Genomic DNA, 24,543 nt, shown 5'->3' with positions numbered 1-24,543 from the left:
CCCCGCCGCCCCTACCCGTCCCATCCCTGGGGGCTCCGCCCCCAGACCCCCGTATCGGCCTGAACGGCCTCGTCCTCAAACGCCGGACGGGCTGAAAAGCAGGGGCGCAGCCCGCTTTTCAGGGGCGCGGGGCTGTATCGATATGCGGCTCCGCCGCGTGGGCGCGACCAGCCCCCACCGGCCCGCAGGCGTCAAACCGGCCTGGCGCCGGCCAAGAGGCCGCGGCACGCGAAGGGGCGGTACGGAGATTCCGTACCGCCCCTTCGAACGCCGCCCAACCGCCGGAGGCTAAAGCACCTTCGACAGGAACGACTGCGTCCGCTCATGCTGCGGATTCGTCAGCACGTCACGCGGATGGCCGGATTCGACCACCACGCCCTCGTCCATGAAGACCAGCGAGTCGCCGACCTCCCGGGCGAAGCCCATCTCGTGGGTGACGACGATCATCGTCATGCCGGACTCGGCGAGGTCGCGCATGACGTCGAGGACGTCGCCGACGAGCTCCGGGTCGAGGGCCGAGGTGGGCTCGTCGAAGAGCATCAGCTTCGGGTCCATCGCGAGGGCCCGTGCGATGGCGACCCGCTGCTGCTGGCCGCCGGACAGCTGGGACGGGTAGCTGCCCGCCTTGTCGGCGAGACCGACCCGCTCCATGAGCTGTGCCGCGCGCTCCCGCGCCTGGGCCCTGCTGACGCCCTTGACCTGGACCGGCGCCTCCATGATGTTCTCGAGCGCCGTCATGTGCGGGAACAGGTTGAAGCGCTGGAACACCATGCCGATGTCCCGCCGCTTCCGCGCGACCTCGCTGTCCTTGAGCTCGTACAGCTTGTCGCCCTTCTGGCGGTAGCCGACCAGATGCCCGTCGACGTACAGCCGCCCGGCGTTGACCTTCTCAAGATGGTTGATGCACCTGAGAAACGTGGACTTGCCGGAGCCGGAGGGGCCGATGAGGCAGAAGACCTCGCCGGGCTTCACTTCGAGGTCGATGCCCTTGAGGACCTCGACCGGGCCGAAGGACTTGTGGACGCCTTCGGCCTTCACCATTGACGTACTCATGGGTCAGCGCCTCCAGCTCGCGAGGGACAGCATGTTCGCCTTGATCTTCTGCAACGGCGTGGCCGGCAGCGAACGGCTCGAACCGCGGGCGTAGTACCGCTCGATGTAGTACTGCCCGACGCTGAGCACCGAGGTCAGGACCAGATACCAGGCGGCGGCCAGGAAGTACATCTCCACCGGTGCGCCGGAGGACTGGCCGATGTCCTGGGCGTACCGGAAGAGTTCGGCGAACTGGACCACCGATACCAGCGAGGTCGTCTTCAGCATGTTGATGACCTCGTTGCCCGTGGGGGGCACGATCACGCGCATCGCCTGCGGGATGACGATCCGCCGCAGGGTCTTGCCGTGGCTCATGCCCAGGGCGTGCGAGGCCTCGGTCTGGCCCTCGTCGACCGACAGGAGGCCCGCGCGGCAGATCTCCGCCATGTACGCGGCCTCGTTCAGGCCGAGCCCGAGGAGCGCCGTCAGCAGCGGCGTCATGAAGCTCGACCAGTAGTCCTTGTAGATCGGACCGAGGTTGATGTACTCGAAGACCAGGCCCAGGTTGAACCAGACCACGAGCTGCACCAGGACCGGCGTGCCGCGGAAGAACCAGATGTAGAACCACGCGATCGACGAGGTCACCGGGTTCCTCGACAGGCGCATCACGGCGAGCAGGATGCCGCCCGCGATGCCGATCACCATCGAGAGGACCGTCAGGAGCATCGTCTGCCCGACGCCCTTGATGATGCGGTCGTCGAAGAAGTAGTCCGGTACGGCGCCCCAGTTGATCTTGCCCTGAGCGAACGCGTAGATGATCGAGACGAAGATCGCGATCGCGATGACGGCCGAGACGTACCGCCCGTAGTGCCGGACCGGGATGGCCTTGATGGCCTCCGGTCCGGCCGGGGGAACGTCCTCGGGGCCGGCCGTCTTGTCGATGTCAACAGTCACGGATGTTGCCTTTCAGCGCCGCTGGGAACGCGGTCACTTGCCACCGTTGACGGTGGCTTCCTTGACGGCGCCGGCCTCGACGCCCCACTTCGCGATGATCTTGTCGTACTCGCCGTTCTTGATGACGGCGTCGAGCGCGGCCTTCAGCGCGTCCCGCAGCTCGGTGTTCGACTTGGCGACCGCGATGCCGTACGGGGCGGCCTCGACCTGCTCGCCGACGACCTCGAAGTCCTTGCCGCCGCCGGAGGTCTTCGCCGCGTACGCCGCGACCGGGAAGTCCGAGGAACCGGCGTCGGCGCCGCCGGCGCGCAGCCGGGTCTGGGCCTGCTGGTCGTTGTCGAAGGCCTCGATGGAGAGCTTCTTGTTGGCCGGGCACTTCTTGGCCTGGGCCTTGGCCAGGTCGTTCGAGACGGTGTTGCGCTGCACCACGATCTTCTTGCCGCAGAGGTCGTCCCAGGTCTTGATGCCCTGGTCGTCGCCCTGCTTGGTGTAGATCGAGACACCCGCGGTGAAGTAGTCGATGAAGTCGACGCCCTCGCCGACCTTCTTGCCGGTGTCGGAGTCGATGCCCTCCTGGCGGTCCTTGGTGTCCGTCATCGCCGACATCGCGATGTCGTACCGCTTGGAGCGCAGACCGGTGAGCAGGGTGTCGAACGTGCCGTTCTCGAACTGGAACTTCACGCCGAGCTGCTTGCCCATCGCGTCGGCGAGGTCCGGGTCGATGCCGACGGTCTTGCCGGAGTCGTCCTTGAACTCGACCGGCGCGTACGCGATGTCCGAGCCGACCTTGATGACGCCCGCGTCGCGGATGGCCTTGGGCAGCTGGGCGGCCAGCGGGGCCGCGCTGGTCTCCGTGGTGTCGGAGCCGCCGTTGTCCTTGTCCTTGGTCTGGTCACCGCAGCCGGTGAGCAGCAGGGCGCCTGCGACCGCGATCGCACCGACCGCGGCTATCCGGGACTGCGCGGCGGTGGTACGACGGGTGGAGCGTGCGGTCATGGTGGGTTCCTCCGGCGGGTGGGTGGAGTTGCCGATGGTTCGGCAGTAGCCGATGGGTCGACGAGAACACACACCATCGGGTGTCGCGACCTCGTGTGATTACGGCATCTTGCCATTCGGACTTACGCCTTCAGGGTGCCTGCCATGTCAAAATCGGATAACGGGTGACCCCCGAACCGGGCCAGGCCGGTACATCAAGACCGGATCTTGTGCGGGAAACCCCTGTTACGGCCGGAAGATCTTCGGTGTATCGCGCGATATGGGCGGCCGCTTCTCCGCACTTGCGGCGCCTTGATGACGTATCGGCCTCTTGTTCACGAAATGGGCGTGTTCGACGTATTCGGTCATGAGTGCATGTCACCGGTATGTGACCTTCGCTCTCCGGAATGTGTGCTTCAGGTCTCCGGTATGTGGCGTTCGACCCTCCGGCACGTGACCTTCGGCCGTCGACGTGTGACCTTCGCGTTATGGACTCGTCCGCGGTGCCGTCCGTCCGGTAAGAAGGTTCCTTACACCCCTCATCCGGGGCTCAGGGCGCGTGTGCGACGCGCCCGTCGCGTATGGCCCGTACGTACCCGTACGTAACAGTCATCAGGGACATATGCGGTGCCCGCCCACGCCTCACCAGGAGTGGACACCCTCAACCGTTTAAGACTTAAGGGGTAAAACAAAGTGGCAGCGGAGATCGTCAATCCTCGCAGCGACAGCAGTACGGATCAGGAAGGCGGGGCGGAGCCCCTCGATTCCTTCGACCCGGCGTTCGCGCTGCACCGCGGCGGCAAGATGGCCGTGCAGGCCACCGTGCCCGTCCGTGACAAGGACGACCTGTCCCTGGCGTACACGCCCGGCGTCGCGAAGGTGTGCACGGCCATCGCCGAGCAGCCGGATCTCGTCCACGACTACACGTGGAAGTCGTCCGTGGTCGCCGTCGTGACCGACGGCACCGCCGTGCTGGGGCTCGGTGACATCGGGCCCGAGGCCTCCCTTCCGGTGATGGAGGGGAAGGCGATTCTGTTCAAGCAGTTCGGCGGGGTCGATGCCGTGCCGATCGCGCTCGACTGCACGGGCGTCGACGAGATCGTCGAGACCGTCGTGCGGCTCGCCCCGTCCTTCGGCGGCGTGAACCTGGAAGACATCTCAGCGCCCCGGTGCTTCGAGATCGAGCGGCAGCTCCAGGAGCGGCTGGACATCCCCGTCTTCCACGACGACCAGCACGGGACCGCTGTCGTCACGCTGGCGGCCCTCCGGAACGCGGCCCGGCTGACCGGGCGGACGCTCGGGGAACTGCGGGCCGTGATCTCGGGCGCGGGTGCGGCCGGGGTCGCCATCGCGAAGTTCCTGCTCGAAGCGGGGCTCGGGGACGTAGCGGTGGCGGACCGCAAGGGGATCGTGTCGGAGGACCGGGACGACCTGACTCCGGTCAAGCGGGAGCTTGCCTCGCTGACCAACAAGGCGGGGCTGTCCGGCTCGCTGGAGGCCGCGCTCGCCGGGGCCGACGTGTTCATCGGGGTGTCCGGCGGCACGGTGCCGGAGCCTGCCGTCGCCTCCATGGCCGAGGGTGCGTTCGTGTTCGCCATGGCGAACCCGAACCCTGAGGTGCATCCCGATGTCGCCCACAAGTACGCGGCGGTCGTCGCCACCGGGCGGTCGGACTATCCGAACCAGATCAACAACGTGCTGGCGTTCCCCGGGATCTTCGCGGGGGCCCTGCAGGTGCGGGCCTCTCGGATCACCGAGGGGATGAAGATCGCTGCGGCGGAGGCGTTGGCTGCGGTCGTCGGGGACGACCTTGCCGCGGACTACGTGATTCCGTCGCCGTTCGACGAGCGGGTCGCTCCGGCGGTGACCGCGGCCGTTGCCGCTGCCGCTCGGGCTGAGGGTGTGGCTCGGCGGTAGGTCTGCTTGTTCGGTTGTGTGTGAGATTCGGGTCCCGTCCGGGTGGGCGGGGCCCGAATTTTTTGCGTGGTGATTTTTTACCGGGGGGTTCGGCTGAGTGGGTGGCTGCGGGCCGACGGGGGCTGGTCGCGCAGTTCCCCGCGCCCCTCGGTGAGTGGGGGTTGGGCGTGGTGCCTCTGGTGCGGGTCGGGCCGGGCTGAGCGCGCCCAGGCAGCTGGGAGACGGGCGCGCAGCGCCGTCTTTCAGGGGCGCGGGGAACTGCGCGCTCAGCCCAATTCGACCCGCAGGCACCCGCGGCGCGGTGGAGGCACACCCCTCGGGGGCGCGGGGAACTGCGCGACCGGTGGGGGGCCCGTTGGCCCGCGGGGGTGGGCCCGTTCGGGGGACGCGTGTCACAGATGGACGTGGTTCCGTCCGGGCCCGGCGGAGCCTAGGGTCGGGGCATGTTCGCTGCCTACGCTGCTCGTATTGACCGGGACCAGCCCTTGAACGGCCTTGAGTTGGGGGAGCGGCCTGCTCCCGCGGCTCGGGACGGCTGGACGACCGTGAACGTCAAGGCCGCCTCCCTGAACCATCACGATCTGTGGTCGCTCCGGGGCGTGGGGCTCGCTGAGGACAAGTTGCCGATGATCCTCGGATGCGATGCCGCCGGCGTCGACGAGGACGGCAACGAGGTCGTACTGCACTCCGTCATCGGGCAGACGGGGCACGGCGTCGGGCCGAAGGAACCGCGGTCCATCCTCACCGAGCGGTACCAGGGCACGTTCGCCGAGCAGGTGTCCGTGCCCGCGTGGAACGTCCTGCCCAAGCCCAAGGAGCTCTCCTTCGAAGAGGCCGCCTGTCTGCCCACGGCGTGGCTGACGGCGTACCGCATGCTCTTCACCAACGCGGGCGTACGTCCCGGAGACTCGGTTCTCGTCCAGGGCGCCGGAGGCGGTGTCGCCACCGCCGCGATCGCGCTCGGCAAGGCGGCGGGGCTGCGGGTCTTCGCCACCAGCCGCGACGAGGCCAAGCGCAAGCGGGCTGTCGAGCTGGGGGCTGTAGAGGCCTTCGAGTCCGGGGCGCGGCTGCCGCAGCGCGTGGACGCCGTCATCGAGACGGTCGGCGCCGCCACCTGGTCCCACTCGGTCAAATCCCTGAAGCCCGGCGGCACCCTGGTGATCTCGGGCGCCACGAGCGGTGACCGCCCCTCGCACGCCGAACTGACCCGCATCTTCTTCCTCGAACTCAAGGTCGTCGGTTCCACGATGGGCACGAAGGACGAACTCGAGGATCTGCTGTCCTTCTGCGCCGCCACCGGCGTCCGTCCCGTCATCGACGAGGTCCTTCCGCTGGACCGGGCCCGCGAGGGCTTCGAGCGGATGGAGTCCGGTGAGCTCTTCGGCAAGGTCGTGCTGACGACGCCCTGATGGCCTCCTGACTTGCCTCGCACACCCCGGGATGTCAACTAGGGTTGACATCCTGGGGCCTGTCAATCTAAGTTGACACCATGACCGAAGCAACGGATCTCGCCGAGCGCGCAGGCGACCGCGATCCGCGGATCGGGCTGCGGGCCGTCTCCGCCTTGCGGCGGCTGCTGGAGCAGCTCGAAGCGGTGCAGGTGCGCAGTGCGCGCAATCAAGGTTGGTCGTGGCAGGAGATCGCCGCGGAACTGGGTGTCAGCAGGCAGGCCGTGCACAAGAAGTACGGGAGGCAGTGATGTTCGAACGGTTCACCAAGGACGCCCGCGCGGTGGTACTCGGCGCGGTCGGCCATGCGGAGCGGCTGAACGCGGAGACGGTCGAGGAACAGCACATGCTGCTGGCCCTGCTCGACCGTGAGGCCAGCCGCGCGTCGTTCGCCCTGACCTCGCTGGGGCTCGCCGACCGCAGGGAGTCCGTCAAGCGGGCGCTGGCCGAGGCGCGGCGTCGGGGCGGGCTCTCCCGCGCCGACGCGGACGCGCTCTCCGGGCTCGGCATCGACCTCTCGAAGATCGTCTCCCGGGTCGAAGAGGCCCATGGCGAGGGCGCGTTGGAGGCCGAGAGGAAGGGTGCCGAGAGGAAGGGTGCCGGGCGGGGCAAGGGCTGGTGGTCCGGGTTCGTCGGCGGGCACCGTCCTTTCACCCAGGGCGCCAAGGATGTCCTTACGGAGTCCCTGCGCATCGCGCTCGCCCAGCGGGACCGGTACATCGGCGACGAGCACCTCCTCCTCGCCCTCGCCGCCCGCCCGGGCGTCCCCGCGGAGGCCCTGGCCGACCACGGCGTGACGTACGCGTCGCTGCGGCGGGTGCTGTACGGAGGGGGCGAGGCGAAGGCGGGCTGAGGGGAGGACGGTGATGGGGTGGTGGCATCTGTGGTGGGGCCCGAAGTGGGGCCCACCACAGATGCCCTCCCCGGACGGCGGGGAGGCCGCTCCCTCCGGCGGTGCACCTGAGGAACCGAGACCCGAGGAACCTGAGAAGTCTGGATCTGAGGAACCGAGGCGGCCCGCGCCGGGGCGGCCTCGCCTCCCGCTCGCACGGAGCGGGCCGCCGCTCAGACCTTGGGCGCTCGCAGCATCGCCGCTATGTGCGCCGCCGCCGTCGACAAGTGGTGGCGGGCATCGCGTAGTTGGTCCTCCGTCACGCCGTGGTCGCGGGCCGCGTCGCGGATGTCGTCGCGGAAGCGGTCCAGGAGGCGGTCGAGGTCGCGGGCGGGGTCGCCCGTGGAGTCCTCGTGGGCCCAGGAGGGTTCGTAGTCGGCGGGGAAGTCCTCAGGAGTGACCGTGTAGTCGGGCTCCTTCGTCCCCGGCCGGCCGAAGCCGAAGTCCTTCCCGAACTCCTTGCCGAAGTCCTTTCCGAACTCCCCGAACTCCTTGGCCAGTTCGCTGAGCCCCTCATGGACGCCCGTCGGCCAGTCGCCCCGGGTGAAGTGGTCCTGCATCTGGTCCTGGACACGCTTGGCGATGCGCCGGAGCTCTTCCTGGGCCTGGGCCCGGACCCGCTCCTGGGTCTCCTTGGCCTGGTGGCGTGCCCGCTGGGCCTCCTCGCGGGCCCGCCGGCTCTCGTCCTTGGCGCGCCGGGCCTGCTCCTTCCACTCCTGCTTGACGCGGCGCATCTCCTCCTTCGCGGCGCGCCAGGCCTCCTTGTCACCGAGGTCTCCGAAGTCCCCGAAGGCGCCTTCGTGTTCACTCCGCCGCCCCTTGGCGCCGGCTCCCGTGGAACCCCGCCGAGCCTCGCTCGCCGCCGCCCGCATCTCGCGGCGAAGGTCACCCGCCGCGCCCCGCACATCGGCACGGATCTCCGCGGCGAGCTCCGCGACCGACTCGCGGATCTCCAGTTCCAGGTCGGCCAGTTCGCCGCTGCGGTCGGCCAGCTCGGCCCGGCCCGCGTCCGTGATCGCGTACACCTTTCGGCCGCCCTCGGTGGTGTGCGTGACCAGGCCCTCGGCCTCCAGCTTGGCCAGCCGGGGGTAGACGGTCCCGGCCGACGGCGCGTACAGCCCCTGGAAGCGCTCCTCCAGGAGCCGGATCACCTCGTAACCGTGGCGCGGCGCCTCGTCGAGCAGCTTCAGCAGGTAGAGCCGCAGGCGGCCATGGGCAAAGACGGGAGCCATGTCAGAGCCCCTTCTCGTGGGTCGGGCCGTCGGGTGATCCCTCGGTGGCTTCGGGATCGGTGTCTTTCGCGGGGGTGGGGGTGACGGGGGAGCGGGCGGCACTGACGCCGTCGCCCGGCGCCGTATCCTCCGGCACCGCACTGTGGCCCTCGCCGTGCCCGGAGTCGGACATGGACGTGGACTCGGACTTGGGCTCGGACGTGGACTCGGCCCCGCCCGGAACCGTGTCCTCAGGAGCCGTGTCCTCAGGCCCATCCTCTCCGAACGCAGTCCCCTTCTTGAAATCCACTCCCTCGTCCCACGGCTCGTCCTCCGCCGGAGGCCTCCGCAGCAACGCGATCGAACCGGAGACGGTGGTCGCCTTCAGGCGGCCGTTCCCCGCGCCGAGCCTGCCGGTGATCTTCTTGGCGCCCCAGTGGCCGGAGACCCGGAGGTCCTCGAAAGCGTTGGAGACGGAGCCGCTCGCCGTGTCCACCTCGACCTCCGCATCGGCCGGGTGCGGCAAGCGGATGGCGATCTCGCCCGAGATGCTGGTCAGACTGATGTCGCTGGGACGGCCGACCGGGTCGAGGTCGACGATCACCGAGCCGCTGACCGACTCGACCCGCACCGAGGGGCTGGAGCCCTCGATGACGGTCAGGTCGCCCGAGACGGAGTTGAGGCGGAGGTCGCCGGTGAGGGCCTGCGCCTCCACGTTCCCCGAGACCGTGTCCGCGCGCACCGGGCCGGCGAGTCCCACGAGTGTCGTGTCGCCGGAGATGCCCTTCACCTCCGCACGCCCGTCGATGCCGGAGATCACGGCGCTGGCGCTGACGACGCCCACCTCGACGCGTGTACGCGCCGGAACCGCCAGGGAGACCACCGCGCTGCGGCGCCAGCCCTTGCGGTCGAGCCACTTGAGGAAGCCCTTCCAGGGCAGGTCCTCGTACGCGACCGTCAGCGTGCCGTTCTCCTGGGTCACCATCAGGGGTGGTCCCTCTATCGAGGAGACTTCCAGCCGGGGGGAACCCTCGTCGATCCCCACGACGTTCACCGTTCCATTGGCGATGCGCACATGGAGAGCCGTCACCGGTTCGTCGAACGTGAGCTTCCTGGGCTCTGCGACGGACCACTCGGACATGGTGCTGACCTCCTCGACCGGGGTGGGACACGACACGCCATATCGCGTCTTTCACTAGACACGATATATCGCGGATCCGGGAAGTCAAGGCACTCGTTTCGGTGATCCAGGAGGGATCAATCGGATCAAAAGCGAATAATCTGGGCCCATGTCGTCCCGTGAGTCGCAGGCCCCTCACCCGTCCCCCGCCCGGGCGGCCGGTGCCCTGCTGCTCTGCCGCGCGGAGCCCGAGGCCGTCGCCCCCGTCGCCCAACTGCTGCGCGAGCGCATGCTGCTCACCCGGGCCGGCCGGGGGTGGAGCGTGCTGGTCCCCGAGGGCAAGCCCTGGCTGCACGGCGACGAACCGGTCGACCGTGTCCTCACCGGCTGGGCCACCGCCCTCGCCGTCGGTACCCCCTGGCCCGTACTCGCCCTCTGGTGGGACCCGGACCACAGCGGCTACACCCTGGCCGCAGGCTTTCGCCGCCCCGTCGGCTACGAGTGGCTCGCGAACGGCATCCCCGTGGGCGAGGAGGAGGCCATGCGCACCTTCGCCACCCGCCTGGGCCTCGACCCGGTCCTGGACACGCAGTCCCTCGACCGGCTGACGAAAGCCGACCCCGACGCGGACGCCCGAGCCCGCCTGGTCGCCCTACTGGCCGTCCTCACGCGCGCGGGCGTCACCCTGCCCACCGGCCTCACCCCCGGCGCACCCGCCGCCCGCCTCCGCGAGACGGCCCGCGCCCAGCCCGACGCCCAGCCCCTCGAATGGTCCGGCTGGCGCAGAGCTGTCCGTGCGGAACTCGACGCCGTCGAGACCGGCCGGCTCGGCCCCTGGCTCCCCTGGGCAGGTACTCCCCGGGCCCGCGCCCTCGCACTCGCCCAGGTGGCAGCGGGCCTGCCACTCACCGCGTGGGGCGTACACCGACGCAGCGGCGGCTGGATCGCGGCGGGGGCGCTGCTGCTGGCCCACGGCACCCTCGGCCTGGCGTACGACCTCATGCGCCCGCGCGACTGAGCCGCCTTCAGGCGCCCGAACGAGCAGCCGCGCGGGAGTGGACCCGCGCCAGGGAGGCCCCGGACGCGGGAGTGGAACCGCGCCGAGCGGGCCTCGGAATCCCTACTCGTCGTCCTCGTCGTCATCCAGGCGCGCCAGCCAGGTCGCCAGCCGCTCCACCGGCACCTCGAAGTCCGGATTGAGGTCGACGAACGTACGCAGCTGCTCGGCAAGCCACTCAAAAGTGACCTCTTCCTCGCCGCGCCGCTTCTCAAGTTCCTCGATGCCGCGGTCGGTGAAGTACATGTGGCTGCTCTCCTGCGTGCGTACCCGGTCGTTCTGCTGCTCACAGCCTACGAAACCGGTCGACGTCCCTCGACGGGGCGATCAGGCCGTTAGGGTGTGCACCTGGCGCAGCATGGGTAACTCCCCTTTCCCGAAAGTCTGTTCAGCCTGCGCGGTTGTGTGCGGTCCTGTGGCCGCGGAGCGGCGCGAGACGGAGCGGTGAGATGTCCGAACTGATGACGGCAGCCGGCCACTTAGCCCCCTATCTGAGCGCCGCGGCGGCCTCGATGGGGACAGCCGTGCTCGTGACGGCCCGCGACCGCCTCGCCGAGAGCGTCGTACAGGGCGGCCGTACGTTCCTGGACGCGGCCCTTGGGCGCCGGAGTGACGGAGCCACCGTGGCGGACGCGGACGTCGCCGGGCCGGAAGCCGCTCTCGCGGGGCTGTCCCCGGCGGACCGCGAGGCGCTGGAGACGGCGATCGGCCACTGGCTCGCGGGTGAGGATCTGAGCGCGTCCGCTCTGAAGGACTGGATGGGGAAGGCCGCAGACCTGCGCCCGGGCGGCGGCACCCACGTCGAGGCCAACGGCCGGCACGCCGTGGCCGTCGGGCGGATCGAGGGTGATTTCAACATCACGTTCGGACGCGACCCCGAGAGCGACAGATGACCCCACCCGCCGACGACGTCCGCGAGGATGTCCGCCGGGGCACTTCGGGAGAGGAGCGCCCCAGCGTCTGGGCACAGGGCAAGTGGGTCACGGCCGTCGGGCAGGTCCTCGGCAACTTCGTCGTCAGCCTGGTCGTCGGTGACGCCCTGCAGAGCACCTTCGAGGGCGCCAGGAAATGGCGGCTGTGGAACTGGCCGCCGTTCGCCGTGGTCCTCGGTCTCTGCGCCGCCGCACTGATCCGGGCTCCCGAAGGACCGGCCGGTCAGTTCCTCTGGGTCTACCTGATGCTCGGTGCCGCCCTGCTGATCACCTTCGTACGTGTGGCGGGCATACAGGGGCCCGCCACGGTCCAGGGTCTCGCCTCCGCGTTGTCCGTCGCCCTCGCCGTCGGCGGGATGGTGTGGGTGGAGCAGCTGCGCGGTCACGGAGAGGTCGATGTCACGGGACTCGCGACGGTCTCGCCGTCCCGCCCGCTGAGCGACGGCGAGACGCTCACCGTGAACGTGGACGGCGGCCCGGCCCGTACGCACCTGCGCCTCGTCCTCAGGGCCGAGGACGCGGTCCCGGAGATGCAGTCCTGCACTCCGGAGACCCATCTCGGAGTCGGCCTGGGCGGCGGTCAGAGCGCGGCCACCGACGTCCGGTCGGGGCAGGCGGTCGACCTTCCGCTCGGCGGGGCCCGGGACGGCATCCGCGTCTCGGTGACGGTCCACACCGACCCCGGCTGCAAGATGAACGTGATCGTCGACGACGCCGTGCTGCACGGCTGAGGGGTACGGGATGAGCTCGAAGACCCGTGTGTACGTGGCCGCCGTGGCCGCATTCTGCGCGATCGTCGGGGTCGGTCTGACGCTGGCCGTCAGTTCCGGTTCGGACGAGCGGGACGAGACGTTCCTCGGCAAGGACCGGATAAGCGTCGGCATGCACAACGACCTGCCCGGCATCTCCTACGAGGAGAACTACCGCCGGTCGGGCTTCGACCAGTTGCTGTTCGAGCAGATCAAGGAAGGGCTGGGGATCAAGTCCGCCTCACCGTCGAACGTGGCCTCCGAGGGGCGCATCCCGTCCCTGGAGAAGGGCGAGGTCGACATGGTGATCGCGGCGTTCTCCATCACGCCCGAGCGTATGAAGGAGGTCGACTTCGTGGGCCCGTACGCCACCACGCGGCAGGGGTTCCTGGTGGGGCCCGCGTCGACTGTCCGTGATCTGAGCGATCTCCGGGGCGAAACCGTCTGCTCCTGGGAGGGCACCACCTCCGACGCGGCCCTCCAGGAGTTCAAGCGCGAGGGCATCCAGCCCCAGACGCTCGTCGACGCCTCCGACTGCATCGAGGCACTCAAGCGCGGCGAAGTGCAAGCGGTCTCCACCGACCAGATGATCCTCTACGGCTTCGCGCGCCACCACGTGAAGGACGGCCTCCGGGTGCTCCCCAATGTCACGATCGGAGCCCCGCAGCACTACGGCATCGGGTTGCCCAAGGGACACCGGGAGGACTGCCGGAGGCTGCGCGACTTCGTGAAGCGGTACGTCGAGAGCAGCGACTGGATCAAGGACATGGAGACGTCGCTGCCGGACATCCCCGACAAGGAGCCGGGCTGGATCAGCGACTACAAGCCGAGCGACGAGTCCATCGACGCCCGCTCCTGCCGCGACGAGCCGAGCGCCTGACCCCCGTACTCCCGTACGCGTGCAGGGCGCCCTGAAACGCCGGAGGGCCCGGCCCCGCGGTTGTCGCGGGGCCGGGCCCTCCGTACGTACAGAACAGGCCGTCAGAACAGGCCGTACAACCGCCGATCAGGCCTCGAAGACCTCGCGGACGAGCTGCTCCTGCTCCGCCTGGTGGCGCTTCGCCGAACCCACCGCGGGGGACGACGAGTGCGGGCGGGAGATCCGCCGCAGCCGCTCCCCGTGCGGAACGTCCGCTCCGACCGCCAGGTCCAGGTGGTCGATCAGGTTGAGGGCGATGAAGGGCCACGCGCCCTGGTTCGCCGGCTCCTCCTGGGCCCACAGGTACTTCTCGGCGTTCGGGTACTTGGCGATCTCCGCCTGGAGCTCGGCACCCGGCAGGGGGTACAGGCGCTCGATGCGGATGATGGCCGTGTCCGTCGCGCCGCGCTTGGTGCGCTCCGCGTCGAGGTCGTAGTAGACCTTGCCGGCCGTGAAGACGACCTTGCGGACCGCGGCCGGGTCCACCGAGGCGTCGCCGATGACCGGACGGAAGCCGCCCGTCGTGAACTCCTCCGCCTTCGACGCGGCCGCCTTGAGGCGGAGCATCGACTTCGGGGTGAAGACCACCAGCGGCTTGTGGTGCGGGTTGTGCACCTGCCACCGCAGGAGGTGGAAGTAGTTCGACGGGAGCGTCGGCATGGCGACCGTCATGTTGTTCTGCGCGCACATCTGGAGGAAGCGCTCCGGGCGGGCGGACGAGTGGTCCGGGCCCTGGCCCTCGTAGCCGTGCGGGAGGAGGAGGGTGACGCCGGACGTCTGGCCCCACTTCTGCTCCGCCGACGAGATGAACTCGTCCACCACCGTCTGGGCGCCGTTGACGAAGTCGCCGAACTGCGCCTCCCACAGCACGAGGGACTCGGGACGGGCCAGCGAGTAGCCGTATTCGAAGCCCATCGCCGCGTACTCGCTCAGCAGCGAGTCGTAGACGTTGTAACGCGCCTGGTCGTCCGAGAGGTACTGGAGCGGGGTGTAGTCCGCGCCGGTCTCCCGGTCGATGAGCACCGCGTGGCGCTGGCCGAACGTGCCGCGGCGGGAGTCCTGGCCCGAGAGGCGCACCGGGGTGCCCTCGAGGAGCAGGGAGCCGATCGCGAGCGTCTCGCCCATGCCCCAGTCGATCGTGCCGTCCTCGACCATCGACGCGCGGCGCTGCAGCTGGGGCAGCAGACGCGGGTGGACGGTGACGCGGTCGGGGATGTTGACCTGGGACTCGGCGATGCGCTTGACGATCTCCTGGGAGACGGCCGTGGTGACCGTCACCGGGAACTCGGGCTGCGCGTCCGGGACATGGGCCTCGGCCGGTGCGGACGTCGCCTCGCGGACCTCGGTGAAGACCTTCTCCAGCTGGCCCTGGTAGTCCTGCAGCGCCTGCTCGGCCTCTTCCAGCGTGATGTCGCCACGACCGATCAGGGACTCGGTGTAGAGCTTGCGCACCGAGCGCTTCTTGTCGATCAGGTCGTACATCAGCGGCTGCGTGAACGCCGGGTTGTCGGACTCGTTGTGGCCCCGACGGCGGTAGCAGATCAGGTCGATGACGACGTCCTTGTTGAACGCCTGACGGAACTCGAAGGCGAGGCGCGCGACGCGGACCACGGCCTCCGGGTCGTCGCCGTTCACGTGGAAGATCGGCGCCTCGATCATGCGGGCCACGTCGGTCGAGTACATGGAGGAGCGCGAGGACTCGGGCGCCGCCGTGAAGCCGACCTGGTTGTTGATGACCACGTGGACCGTGCCGCCGGTGCGGTAGCCGCGCAGCTGCGACATGTTCAGGGTCTCCGCGACCACGCCCTGGCCCGCGAAGGCCGCGTCGCCGTGCAGGGCCACCGGCAGGACCGTGAAGTCCGTACCGCCCTTGTTGATGACGTCCTGCTTGGCGCGGACGACACCCTCGAGGACCGGGTCGACCGCCTCCAGGTGGGAGGGGTTGGCGGCCAGCGAGACCTTGATCTGCTCGCCGTCCAGGCCCGTGAAGGTGCCCTCGGCGCCCAGGTGGTACTTCACGTCGCCGGAGCCGTGCATCGACTTCGGGTCGAGGTTGCCCTCGAACTCGCGGAAGATCTGCGCGTACGACTTGCCGACGATGTTCGCGAGGACGTTCAGGCGGCCGCGGTGGGCCATGCCGATGACGACCTCGTCGAGACGGGACTCCGCCGCGCTGTCGATGACCGCGTCGAGCAGCGGGATGACGGACTCGCCGCCCTCCAGGCTGAAGCGCTTCTGGCCGACGTACTTCGTCTGCAGGAAGGTCTCGAAGGCCTCCGCAGCGTTCAGGCGCCGCAGGATGCGCAGCTGCTCCTCGCGCTCCGGCTTGGTGTTCGAGCGCTCGATGCGGTCCTGGATCCACTTGCGCTGCTTCGGGTCCTGGATGTGCATGAACTCGACGCCGGTGGTGCGGCAGTACGAGTCGCGCAGCACACCGAGGATGTCGCGCAGCTTCATCATCGACTTGCCGGCGAAGCCGCCGACCGCGAACTCGCGCTCCAGGTCCCAGAGGGTGAGCCCGTGCTCGGTGATGTCGAGGTCGGGGTGCTTGCGCTGCTTGTACTCCAGCGGGTCGGTGTCGGCCATGACGTGGCCGCGGACCCGGTAGGAGTGGATCAGCTCGAAGACACGCGCGGCCTTCGTGACGTCGTCGTCGTGCGAGGCGTCGATGTCCTTGAGCCAGCGGACCGGCTCGTACGGAATACGCAGGGCCTCGAAGATCTCGTCGTAGAAGCCGTTCTCGCCGAGCAGGTAGTTCGCGACGACGCGGAGGAACTCGCCGGACGCGGCGCCCTGGATCACCCGGTGGTCGTAGGTCGACGTGAGCGTCATGACCTTCGAGATGCCGAGCTTGTTCAGGGTGTCCTGGGACGTGCCCTGGAACTCCGCCGGGTAGTCCATCGAGCCGACGCCCATGATGACCGACTGGCCGGGCATCAGACGCGGGACCGAGTGGACGGTGCCGAGGCCGCCCGGGTTGGTCAGGGAGACCGTGACCCCGGAGAAGTCGTCCATCGTCAGCTTGCCGTCACGGGCGCGGCGGACGATGTCCTCGTAGGCCTGCCAGAACTCGAAGAAGTTCAGCGTCTCGGCCTTCTTGATGCCCGCGACGACCAGCTGGCGGTCGCCGTTGGGCTTCACCAGGTCGATGGCGAGGCCGAAGTTGATGTGCGCCGGCTTGACCAGGGTCGGCTTGCCGTCCTTCTCCGCGAAGGAGTAGTTCATCGACGGCATGGCCTTGATGGCCTGCACCATCGCGTAGCCGATCAGGTGGGTGAAGGAGATCTTCCCGCCCCGGGCGCGCTTCAGGTGGTTGTTGATGACGATGCGGTTGTCGAAGAGCAGCTTCACCGGGACCGCGCGCACGGACGTGGCCGTGGGCAGCTCCAGCGAGGCGTTCATGTTCTTCGCGACCGCGGCACTCGGCCCGCGCAGCGTCACGTATTCGGGACCGTCGGGAGCCTGGGCGGCGGGCGCGGCCTTTGCTGCGGCCGGCTTGGCCGCGGCGGGCTTCGCCGGAGCCGCGGCAGGGGCAGCGGCGGCCGGCGCCGGAGCGGCAGCCGCGGGCTTCGGCGCCGCGGGGGCAGCCGGAGCCGGAGCAGCCGGAGCCGGAGCAGCCGGAGCCGCGGGCGCGGCAGGGGCGGCCGGAGCTGCTGTGGTGGTTCCCGCGGCCCCCGCGGCCGCGGTACCCGCCGGAGCCGAGGCGGCGACGCCGCCCGGCTTGTAGTCGGCGAAGAAGTCCCACCAGGCTCGGTCAACCGAATTCGGGTCCTGGAGGTACTGCTGATAGATCTCGTCGACGAGCCACTCATTGGGACCGAACGCAGCAGCAGGGTTCTTCCCGGCTTGGTCCTCGGTCGAGGTACTCGAGTTACTGGGGGACTGTGGCGACACGGCGGCAACCGCCCTCTTCCGCTTCACAAGGTGATGGACAGCGGGAATTAAGGCTACGCCTCCCCGGCCGCGAAGGTCAGTCCGGGCCTGGTCATCGTCGCGTAAGTCACATCGAAAAGCGTGTTTCGGTGGTGGAAATGGCGGGAAACAAGCGAGGTTCCGATGCGGAACGCGCACGTCGGTTCGGGACTGCGACCGCAAAAGGCCGAGTCTCCGCACGATGACACGTGTCCTGCTGCCCGATCGCACGCCTCATACGTGGATCTTGAGCTCTTCCTCGAACCCTACGTCAACCTGTCAAGCGAGGGCACTCCCGGAAGAGTGACCTGGATCCGGCAGCCCCGGGGGGATTCGGCCACTCCGATCCGGCCGCCGTGCAGATCCACCGCCCAGCGGGCGATCGCCAGCCCGAGCCCCGTACCGCCGTCGCTGCCCGGGCCGTGCGGCGCGACGACCCCGCCGCGGTTGAACCGCTCGAAGACCCGGTGCCACTCCGAGCGCGGAATGCCCGGACCCTCGTCCAGGACCTCCAGGTCCAGGGACTCGGGGTGGGCGCCGCGCCGGGCCTTCACCGTGACACGGCCGTGCGGCGGGCTGTGCTTGACCGCGTTGTCGATGAGGTTGGCGACGACCTGGTGGATGCGCTCCGGGTCCGCGTGCGCGGTCAGCTCGGGCGGTGACACGTCGAGGTGCAGATGGACGTCGGTCCGGCTGTGGCTGCCGGAGCCGGAGGCCATGCCCCCGCGCGCGGAGGCCACCATGTTGGCCTCCTTCAGTACGCCGGACAGGTACGGCCACACCTCGAAGCGGCGCTTGCGCAGCGGTACGACGCCGTTGTCCAGGCGGGAGAGGTCCAGCAGCGTCTCGACGAGCCGCCCCAGTCGCTCCGTCTGCTTCAGGGCCGTGCGCATCGTCTCGGGGTCGGCGGCGGAGACACCGTCCACCACGTTCTCCAGGACCGCGCGCAGGCCCGCGATGGGGGTGCGCAACTCGTGCGAGACGTTCGCCACCAGCTCCTTGCGCTGGCGCTCCTGCGCCTCGAGGTCATCGGCCATGCGGTTGATCGTCTGGGCCAGGTCGCCCAGCTCGTCGCGGCGGTCGGCGCCCCTGACCCGGCGGGTGTAGTCGCCGTGCGAGATGCCTCGCGCCACGGTGTTCATCTCGTCCAGCGGGGCGGTCAGCGAGTGCGCCACGAACTGCGTGATCAGCAGCGTCGCGATCATCGAGAAGACCGTGATGAAGCGCAGCTCGGTCTCGGTGCGCACCGCGATCATCAGCAGACCGGTGGTGATGAAGACCGAGACGACGACCAGCGTGCCGAGCTTCGTCTTGATGGAGAAGGGACGCATGTCGCCCCAGGAGGCCCAGCCGGCACCCACGTCGGAACCTGTCTCCGAGGCGGATTCCGAGCCGGCATCCGGGCCGGCATCAATGCCTGGGCCCGGACCGGGCGCCGCGCCTGAGGTGGGCGTCGGGCCTGAGACGGGCGCCGCGCCCGAGGACGGATTTGGAATCGGGGTCGGACCGGACCCCGGACCCGGAACCGCATCGAGATCTGAAACAGGACCCGAACCGGGAGCGGCACCCGGAGCCGAAGGATCATGCTCCGGACGCCAAGGATCAGGCCCTGGGCTCGCACCCTGCACCGGACTCGAATCCTGCCCCGGGCTCGCACCCCGCCCCGGGCTCGAACGCCGACCGGGTTCCAGACCCGCACGTACGTCCTTGCGTAGTGCGCTCAGACCCTTCATCACATCCGCCCCTTCAGCCAGGGTGCCCGACTTCAGGGTGTCGGGGTCTCCAGCGCGTAGCCGACGCCGTGCACCGTACGGATCCGCTCGGCGCCGATCTTCCGGCGCAGCGCCTTGATGTGGCTGTCCACGGTCCGCGTACCGGACGCGTCCGCCCAGTCCCACACCTCGGCCAGCAGCTGCTCGCGCGAGAGTACCGCGCGCGGCGTGTTCGCCAGGCAGACCAGCAGGTCGAACTCGGTGGGTGTGAGGTGGACGTCCTCGCTGCGCACCCGCACCCGGCGCTGTGCGTGGTCGATCTCCAGCTCGCCGAGGCGCAGGATGCCGGAGCGCGGCGTGGACGCGGCCAGCGCGGCCCGCTCCACCCGGCGCAGCAGCACGTGCACGCGTGCGGCCAGCTCGCGCATCGAGAACGGCTTCGTCATGTAGTCGTCGGCGCCGACGCCGAGCCCGACGAGCATGTCCGTCTCGTCGTCGCGCGCGGTGAGCATCATCACCGGGACCGGACGGGCCGCCTGTACCCGGCGGCAGACCTCGAGACCGTCGAAGCCCGGCAGCATGATGTCGAGGATCAGCAGGTCGGGCTGCCAGGCCTCGGCCGTGTCCACGGCGGCCGGTCCGTCACCCGCCGTTTGCACGAGGAAGCCCTCGGCGCGCAGACGGGCGGCGATGGCGTCCACGATCGTCGGATCGTCCTCGACCACCAGCACCCGGCGCTGTGCGCCCGGCGTGGCCGCCGTGCCGTTGTGGGAGGTGTGTGTCTGCTCCATCGCCCGCCCCTGAGTGTGCTTTCCGGAATCCGTGGGGTGATTCCATGACTGCGCTTGACGCTTGAATGATCGGCGTCAGGTCAGCAGGGTACGGGCAGTGACCGCCGCTCGGCTATCCAGGCCCGACCCCGAGATGCACGACGTCCGGAACGCCCCGGGCAACCGGGATCTCTTCGGTACGCACCTGTTGGAACCCGGCATTCCACAAGGTTTTTGCGAAATCAGGCGAAGGTGTGGCCGACCATACGGCGAGTACCCCGCCGGGCCTCAACACCCTTGCGCACGCGGCGAGTCCGGCCTCCGAGTAGAGGTTTTCGTTGCCCTCCGTAACGGTCCACTCGGGCCCGTTGTCGATGTCCAGGCACAGTGCGTCGTACGTGTCCGATGTCTCATTGACGTACGCGACGAGATCGGCCTCGACGATCTCGGTACGCGGATCCTCGAGCGCCTCCGACGACAACTCGGCGAGGGGCCCGGACAGATGCCAGTCGATGATCGCCCGCTCCCGCTCGACGACCGCGATACGGCCCCAGCGTGGATCCGCGGCCGCGTGTGCGAGCGAGAAGCCGACGCCGAGGCCGCCGATCAGGACGTCCGGCCCGGGACGCCCGTCCAGCGCGCCGAGCGCGGCGTCGACCAGCCGTCTTTCCGAGCGGCCGTCGGAAGTGTCCATGAGGAAACAGCCGTTGGCGATGATCTGCAGCAGCCCGCCGTGGCGGCGCAGCACGACCTCGCCGTACGGGCCCTCGCGGCGGTCGATGACTTCGGGCGTGCCGCAAGGAGTCGTGCCGTAAGAGGTGTCGTACGAGGTGCTCATGGGGCCATCCTGGCAAGCGCGCCCGGGAGGAGCAGCCGGATTGCCGTTCGCGGACGCGGGGTGTCCATGAGAGGTTGCTGTGAATCGGCCATCCCGTGGTGCCGGTCACAGACAGCCTGGTCGCGGGGGTTGAGGGTGGGACGGGACGGAAGGAGCCCGCCGGTGGACCGGAGTGCGACGAGTGGCGCGGAGGCGGCTTCGCCCACTGACATCGTCCCCGGGCTCGACGGCGTCCCGCGGCAGAGAACCGCCGCAGGCGAGTGTGCCCACGTCGTCGCTGCCGAGACCGCACCCGCCGCTGCCGACACCGCGTCCGTCGGTGTCGAGACCGCACTCCCCGCCGCTGCCGAGACCGCGTCCGTCGCCGGCGAGGGCACCGCATCCGCCGGTCCCTCTCCGAGGCGCCGCGTCCGGCCCTGGCGGCTGTTGCCCACTCCCACCGGAACCCCCTTCACCCTCGGGTACGCCGTAGTCCTCGCCGTGACCTCCCTGTTCGCCGAGCTCGGCGACGCCGACCTCGTGGAGCGGGTGCTCCAGGGGTCGAGCACGGATGTGGCGCATCTGGTGCAGTCGCCGGTGCACGTCCTGGTCGCGAGTGCGCTGTGGGTCGCGGGCGGGATCACCTCGACGTATGCGATCGCCTTCCTGCTGGTGCTCACGGCGTTGGAGCGGCGGATCGGCGGGTGGTGGACGGCGGGGGTCTTCCTGCTGGGACACGTGCTGGCCACCCTGGCCACCGAGATACCCGTCGGCCTCTCCGTCCTCGTCGGGCACCTCCCCGAGAGCTCTCTCCACCGCTACGACTACGGCATCAGCTTCGGCGTCGCCGCGAGCCTCGGCGCGCTGGCCGGGCTGTTGACGCCGTGGCTGCGCTGGACCGTGCTCGGGACGTTCGGCTGGATGGTCGTCGGCGACCTGATCGCGTTCACGGATCCGCTGACGAACTGGGGGCATCTCATGGCGCTGGCCATCGGGGTGGCCACCTGGCCGCTGCTGCGGCGGTCGGAGGATACCGGACGCGCAGGTTAGTTTTATGAGTTTGGTCACAATAAGCGGCGGAGTGTTAGCGTGAAATCACTTGAAGGGACTCCCGACCGACAAGCCGGATGTCGGCGAGCGACGGGGACGACTTCAGGGTAGGAAGTGGTTCGCATGCCCGTCGCATGGGACGACATCGGCGGGCTCGTAGATGCCTACGAGCGTTTTCTTGCAGGATCCCGAGTCGACTCGGATGTCAGGGACTCCATCCTCGACTCGTGGAAGCGGTGCCGGTCCGCGGGACTCGAGCCGAACCGGCTCCTGATCCCCTATGCCGAGGACCTGGGGCTGGAGGACCGGTTCCTCACCGCGGCCAACCCAGTGCTCGATCGCCTGACGTCGGTGCTCTCCGACGCGAAAGTGAGCGTCGTGCTCGCCGACGCGAAGGCCCGCGTGATCCAGCGGGGCGGCACGGACTCGGCACTGAACGCCCGCCTGGACGCCGTGCAGTTCGCCCCCGGCTTCGGCTTCGCCGAACAGATCGCGGGCACGAACGGCATCGGCACCGCGCTGGCCGAGCGGCGGCCCTGCCTCGTCCTCGGCCGTGAGCACTTCGCCGACTGCATGCAGCCGTTCGCCTGCGCCGGCGCACCCGTACGGGATCCCTTCAGCGGGCGCATCGAAGGCATCCTCGACCTCACCTGCCTGCGCGGCGACGCCGACCCCGCCATGCTGCACCTGGTCCGTGAGGCCGTCGAGGACATTGAGCAACGGCTCCTGGAGCAGGCCACGGAACGGGAGCGGGCGCTGCTCACCGCCTACCGCCGCGCCCACGGTGCGAGCCCGGCCGGGGAGCGGCCTTCGCGGCCCGGCTCCCGCGGCAACGGAATCGACCACATCGACCGGGCCCTCCTGCGGGAGAAGGCCGAGGAACTCATCGCCTCGCCGCACCGGACACTCGATCAGGTGACGCTGCCCCGCGGCCGCGTGGCCACGCTGCTGCGCCGTCAGGTCATGAGCGCGACGGGGGAGGCGGGCGTGGTGGTCGAGGCCCGCATCCTCGGCGGGCCGCGGCTGCGCCACCTCGAACTGGACCGGACGGCGCAGGCCACGCCGGCCCCGCGGGTCGTGCCGGACACGCGGCCCGGACCGGCCGTGACCGCCACGGCGGCCGCGGTGGCCCTGGTGGCCCTGGTCGACGAGCCCGTCGCGGCCGTCGAGGGCGCCCCGGCCGAGACGTCCGCCGTCGTCCTGCCCATGCACGCGCCCATGCCCGCGCCCACGCCCATGCCCGCGCCCACGCCCATGCCCGCGCCCGCGCCCATGGCCGCGCCCAAGTCCGTCCCCGCTCCCGTGCCGGGCGAGGACGGAGCCGGGCCCGACGGCGAACGGGGCGGCGCCGACGGCTGGCTGCTCGTCGGCGAAACCGGTGTCGGGCAGCTCGCCGTGCTGGCCCGCCGACGGCTGGAACTGCTGCACGACGCCGGCCTCCGCATCGGCACCTCGCTGGACGTGACGCGCACGGCCGAGGAACTGACCGAGGTGTCGGTTCCCCGGTTCGCCGACTTCGCCGTCGTCGATCTGCCGGACCCCGTCCTGCGCGGTGACGAGCCGGAACCGGTCGGCGGCGACACCGCCCTGCGCCGGGTCGCGCTGGGAGCCGTTCGCGTCGGCACGCACCTGGACGGGGCCGGGGCGTCCGTCAGGTACATCCCGTCCACGCCGCAGGCCCGCTGCCTGGAGAAGGGACGGCCCGTGCTCGAACCGGTGCTCGCCGACGCCGGCGGCTGGATCGCCCAGGATCCGGCGGGCGCCGAGCGGGCCCTCGCGGCGGGCATCCACTCGCTGATCGCGGTGCCGTTGCGGGCCCGCGGGGTGACCCTCGGGGTGGTCAGCTTCTACCGCTCCGAGAAGCCCGTGCCGTTCGAGGACGACGACCTGTCCCTGGCGCAGGAACTGGCCGGCCGCGCGGCGATCTGCGTCGACAACGCCCGCCTGTTCACGCGCGAGCACAACACCGCCCTGGCCCTGCAGCGCAGCCTGCTGCCCCGCGGCCGGCCCGAGCAGAACGCCGTCGACGTCGCGTACCGCTATCTGCCCGCGCACGCCGGGGTGGGCGGCGACTGGTTCGACGTCATCCCGCTGTCCGGCGCCCGGGTGGCGCTGGTGGTCGGCGACGTGGTCGGCCACGGACTGCACGCCGCCGCCACGATGGGCCGGCTGCGTACCGCCGTCCACAACTTCTGCTCCCTCGACCTGCCTCCCGACGACCTCCTCACCCACCTCGACGACCTGGTCGGACGGCTCGACCGGGGCGAGGGCTGGGCGGAGGACGACGACACCGACCTCGACGCCGGGGTCGTCGGCGCCACCTGCCTGTACGCGGTCTACGACCCGGTGTCCCAGCGCTGCACCCTCACCCGCGCCGGCCACCCGCAGCCCGCGATCGTCCGCCCCGACGGCACCGCGGAGTTCGTCGACCTGCCGTCCGGACCGCCGCTCGGTGTCGGCGGCATGCCGTTCGAGACCGTGGAGTTGGAGCTCCCGGAGGGCAGCCAGCTGGTGCTCTACACCGACGGCCTGATCGAGGACCGCTTCCACGACATCGACGACGGGTTCGAAAGGCTCCGCGGCGTACTCGCCACGCCCGGCCGTCCGCCGGAGGAGACCTGCGAGGCCGTGCTCGACGCCATGCTCCCGGCCCGTCCGAGCGACGACATCGCGCTGCTCGTCGCCCGTACGCGCGCCCTGGGCCCCGAACAGGTCGCCCAGTGGGAACTGCCCAGCGACCCGGCGGTCGTCACACGCGCCCGCGCCGCGGTCACCCGGCAACTGTCCGCCTGGGACCTGGACGAGCTGGCCTTCACCACCGAACTGGTCGCCAGCGAACTCGTCACCAACGCGATCCGGCACGCGACCGGACCCGTACAGCTGCGGCTGCTCCGCGACCGGGCGCTGATCTGCGAGGTGTCCGACGGCAGCAGCACCTCACCCCGGCTGCGGCGGGCGAAGACCGAGGACGAGGGCGGGCGCGGACTCTTCCTCGTCGCCCAGCTGACGGAACGCTGGGGGACCCGCTACACCAGCACCGGAAAGATCATCTGGACCGAGCAGGAGCTGCCCTGAT

20 protein-coding genes are annotated in these 24,543 nt (G+C 70.0%); 10 read left to right on the top strand and 10 right to left on the bottom strand.

The window, feature by feature from the left end; all coding sequences use genetic code 11:
• Nucleotides 1-288: 288 nt before the first annotated feature.
• Genes GAS53_RS15605 through GAS53_RS15595 form a run of 3 tightly spaced genes read right to left on the bottom strand, consistent with a single transcriptional unit; the run spans nucleotide 289 to nucleotide 2,982 of the window.
• Nucleotides 289-1,041 carry an amino acid ABC transporter ATP-binding protein gene (locus tag GAS53_RS15605; RefSeq protein ID WP_151478206.1) on the bottom strand — a complete coding sequence of 251 codons (753 nt, stop codon included), beginning with the start codon at nucleotides 1,039-1,041 and terminating at the stop codon, nucleotides 289-291.
• Nucleotides 1,042-1,056: 15 nt separating this feature from the next.
• On the bottom strand, nucleotides 1,057-1,986 hold the full coding sequence (locus tag GAS53_RS15600) for an amino acid ABC transporter permease (RefSeq protein WP_151478177.1): 930 nt from the start codon (nucleotides 1,984-1,986) through the stop codon (nucleotides 1,057-1,059).
• 33 nt (nucleotides 1,987-2,019) lie between these two features.
• Nucleotides 2,020-2,982 carry an ABC transporter substrate-binding protein gene (locus GAS53_RS15595; protein ID WP_151478176.1) on the bottom strand — a complete coding sequence of 321 codons (963 nt, stop codon included), beginning with the start codon at nucleotides 2,980-2,982 and terminating at the stop codon, nucleotides 2,020-2,022.
• A 672-nt stretch (nucleotides 2,983-3,654) separates the two neighbouring features.
• On the opposite strand from GAS53_RS15595, the gene GAS53_RS15585 reads away from it, so the two are divergent.
• From GAS53_RS15585 to GAS53_RS15570, 4 genes are all read left to right on the top strand, one after another.
• On the top strand, nucleotides 3,655-4,878 hold the full coding sequence (locus GAS53_RS15585) for an NAD(P)-dependent malic enzyme (RefSeq protein ID WP_151478174.1): 1,224 nt from the start codon (nucleotides 3,655-3,657) through the stop codon (nucleotides 4,876-4,878).
• 443 nt (nucleotides 4,879-5,321) lie between these two features.
• Nucleotides 5,322-6,287: a zinc-binding dehydrogenase gene (locus GAS53_RS15580; protein ID WP_151478173.1), complete on the top strand. Its 966-nt coding sequence runs from the start codon at nucleotides 5,322-5,324 to the stop codon at nucleotides 6,285-6,287.
• A gap of 80 nt (nucleotides 6,288-6,367) precedes the next feature.
• On the top strand, nucleotides 6,368-6,577 hold the full coding sequence (locus GAS53_RS15575; RefSeq protein WP_010984411.1) for a helix-turn-helix domain-containing protein: 210 nt from the start codon (nucleotides 6,368-6,370) through the stop codon (nucleotides 6,575-6,577).
• Nucleotides 6,577-7,179, top strand: a complete 603-nt coding sequence (locus tag GAS53_RS15570; RefSeq protein ID WP_151478172.1) for a Clp protease N-terminal domain-containing protein — start codon at nucleotides 6,577-6,579, stop codon at nucleotides 7,177-7,179. Before GAS53_RS15575 ends, GAS53_RS15570 begins: the two co-directional genes overlap by 1 nt.
• Nucleotides 7,180-7,391: 212 nt before the next feature.
• Here GAS53_RS15570 and GAS53_RS15565 read toward each other — a convergent pair whose 3' ends face one another.
• Nucleotides 7,392-8,450 carry a PadR family transcriptional regulator gene (locus tag GAS53_RS15565; RefSeq protein ID WP_151478171.1) on the bottom strand — a complete coding sequence of 353 codons (1,059 nt, stop codon included), beginning with the start codon at nucleotides 8,448-8,450 and terminating at the stop codon, nucleotides 7,392-7,394.
• A gap of 1 nt (nucleotide 8,451) precedes the next feature.
• Nucleotides 8,452-9,570 (bottom strand): DUF4097 family beta strand repeat-containing protein, encoded by a 1,119-nt coding sequence (locus GAS53_RS15560; protein WP_151478170.1) that lies wholly within the window; start codon nucleotides 9,568-9,570, stop codon nucleotides 8,452-8,454.
• Between the two features lie 148 nt (nucleotides 9,571-9,718).
• Here GAS53_RS15560 and GAS53_RS15555 point away from each other — a divergent pair, with 148 nt between their 5' ends.
• Nucleotides 9,719-10,567 carry a hypothetical protein gene (locus GAS53_RS15555; RefSeq protein WP_151478169.1) on the top strand — a complete coding sequence of 283 codons (849 nt, stop codon included), beginning with the start codon at nucleotides 9,719-9,721 and terminating at the stop codon, nucleotides 10,565-10,567.
• A gap of 102 nt (nucleotides 10,568-10,669) precedes the next feature.
• Here GAS53_RS15555 and GAS53_RS15550 read toward each other — a convergent pair whose 3' ends face one another.
• Nucleotides 10,670-10,852 (bottom strand): DUF6104 family protein, encoded by a 183-nt coding sequence (locus GAS53_RS15550; RefSeq protein WP_019058231.1) that lies wholly within the window; start codon nucleotides 10,850-10,852, stop codon nucleotides 10,670-10,672.
• Between the two features lie 203 nt (nucleotides 10,853-11,055).
• Here GAS53_RS15550 and GAS53_RS15545 point away from each other — a divergent pair, with 203 nt between their 5' ends.
• The 3 genes from GAS53_RS15545 to GAS53_RS15535 are packed head-to-tail and all read left to right on the top strand — an operon-like array spanning nucleotide 11,056 to nucleotide 13,167.
• Nucleotides 11,056-11,499, top strand: a complete 444-nt coding sequence (locus tag GAS53_RS15545) for a hypothetical protein (protein ID WP_151478168.1) — start codon at nucleotides 11,056-11,058, stop codon at nucleotides 11,497-11,499.
• On the top strand, nucleotides 11,496-12,269 hold the full coding sequence (locus GAS53_RS15540) for a hypothetical protein (protein WP_151478167.1): 774 nt from the start codon (nucleotides 11,496-11,498) through the stop codon (nucleotides 12,267-12,269). Before GAS53_RS15545 ends, GAS53_RS15540 begins: the two co-directional genes overlap by 4 nt.
• A 10-nt stretch (nucleotides 12,270-12,279) precedes the next feature.
• Nucleotides 12,280-13,167, top strand: a complete 888-nt coding sequence (locus GAS53_RS15535) for a transporter substrate-binding domain-containing protein (RefSeq protein WP_151478166.1) — start codon at nucleotides 12,280-12,282, stop codon at nucleotides 13,165-13,167.
• Between the two features lie 126 nt (nucleotides 13,168-13,293).
• On the opposite strand, the gene GAS53_RS15530 is transcribed toward GAS53_RS15535, so the two are convergent.
• The 4 genes from GAS53_RS15530 to GAS53_RS15515 all read right to left on the bottom strand — a co-directional run bounded on the left by GAS53_RS15530 (nucleotide 13,294) and on the right by GAS53_RS15515 (nucleotide 20,438).
• A complete protein-coding gene (locus GAS53_RS15530; RefSeq protein WP_151478165.1) occupies nucleotides 13,294-17,100 on the bottom strand; it encodes a multifunctional oxoglutarate decarboxylase/oxoglutarate dehydrogenase thiamine pyrophosphate-binding subunit/dihydrolipoyllysine-residue succinyltransferase subunit in 3,807 nt (1,268 codons plus the stop codon).
• Between the two features lie 284 nt (nucleotides 17,101-17,384).
• Nucleotides 17,385-18,449, bottom strand: coding sequence for a HAMP domain-containing sensor histidine kinase (locus GAS53_RS15525; RefSeq protein WP_151478205.1), 1,065 nt, complete (start codon nucleotides 18,447-18,449; stop codon nucleotides 17,385-17,387).
• Nucleotides 18,450-18,883: 434 nt separating this feature from the next.
• Nucleotides 18,884-19,621, bottom strand: coding sequence for a response regulator transcription factor (locus GAS53_RS15520; protein WP_055509869.1), 738 nt, complete (start codon nucleotides 19,619-19,621; stop codon nucleotides 18,884-18,886).
• Nucleotides 19,622-19,733: 112 nt separating this feature from the next.
• The gene (locus tag GAS53_RS15515) at nucleotides 19,734-20,438 is read right to left on the bottom strand and encodes a spermine/spermidine synthase domain-containing protein (RefSeq protein ID WP_151478164.1); all 705 of its coding nucleotides are present in this window, start codon (nucleotides 20,436-20,438) and stop codon (nucleotides 19,734-19,736) included.
• Nucleotides 20,439-20,600: 162 nt separating this feature from the next.
• On the opposite strand from GAS53_RS15515, the gene GAS53_RS15510 reads away from it, so the two are divergent.
• Together GAS53_RS15510 and GAS53_RS15505 are read left to right on the top strand one after the other, a co-directional pair.
• Nucleotides 20,601-21,467 carry a rhomboid-like protein gene (locus tag GAS53_RS15510; protein WP_225858931.1) on the top strand — a complete coding sequence of 289 codons (867 nt, stop codon included), beginning with the start codon at nucleotides 20,601-20,603 and terminating at the stop codon, nucleotides 21,465-21,467.
• 123 nt (nucleotides 21,468-21,590) lie between these two features.
• Nucleotides 21,591-24,542: a SpoIIE family protein phosphatase gene (locus GAS53_RS15505; protein WP_151478163.1), complete on the top strand. Its 2,952-nt coding sequence runs from the start codon at nucleotides 21,591-21,593 to the stop codon at nucleotides 24,540-24,542.
• Nucleotide 24,543 lies beyond the last annotated feature (1 nt).

The sequence above is a fragment of the Streptomyces albicerus genome (assembly GCF_008905045.1).
Taxonomy (GTDB): domain Bacteria; phylum Actinomycetota; class Actinomycetes; order Streptomycetales; family Streptomycetaceae; genus Streptomyces; species Streptomyces albicerus.
This window is presented reverse-complemented; position numbering and strand designations above follow the sequence as displayed.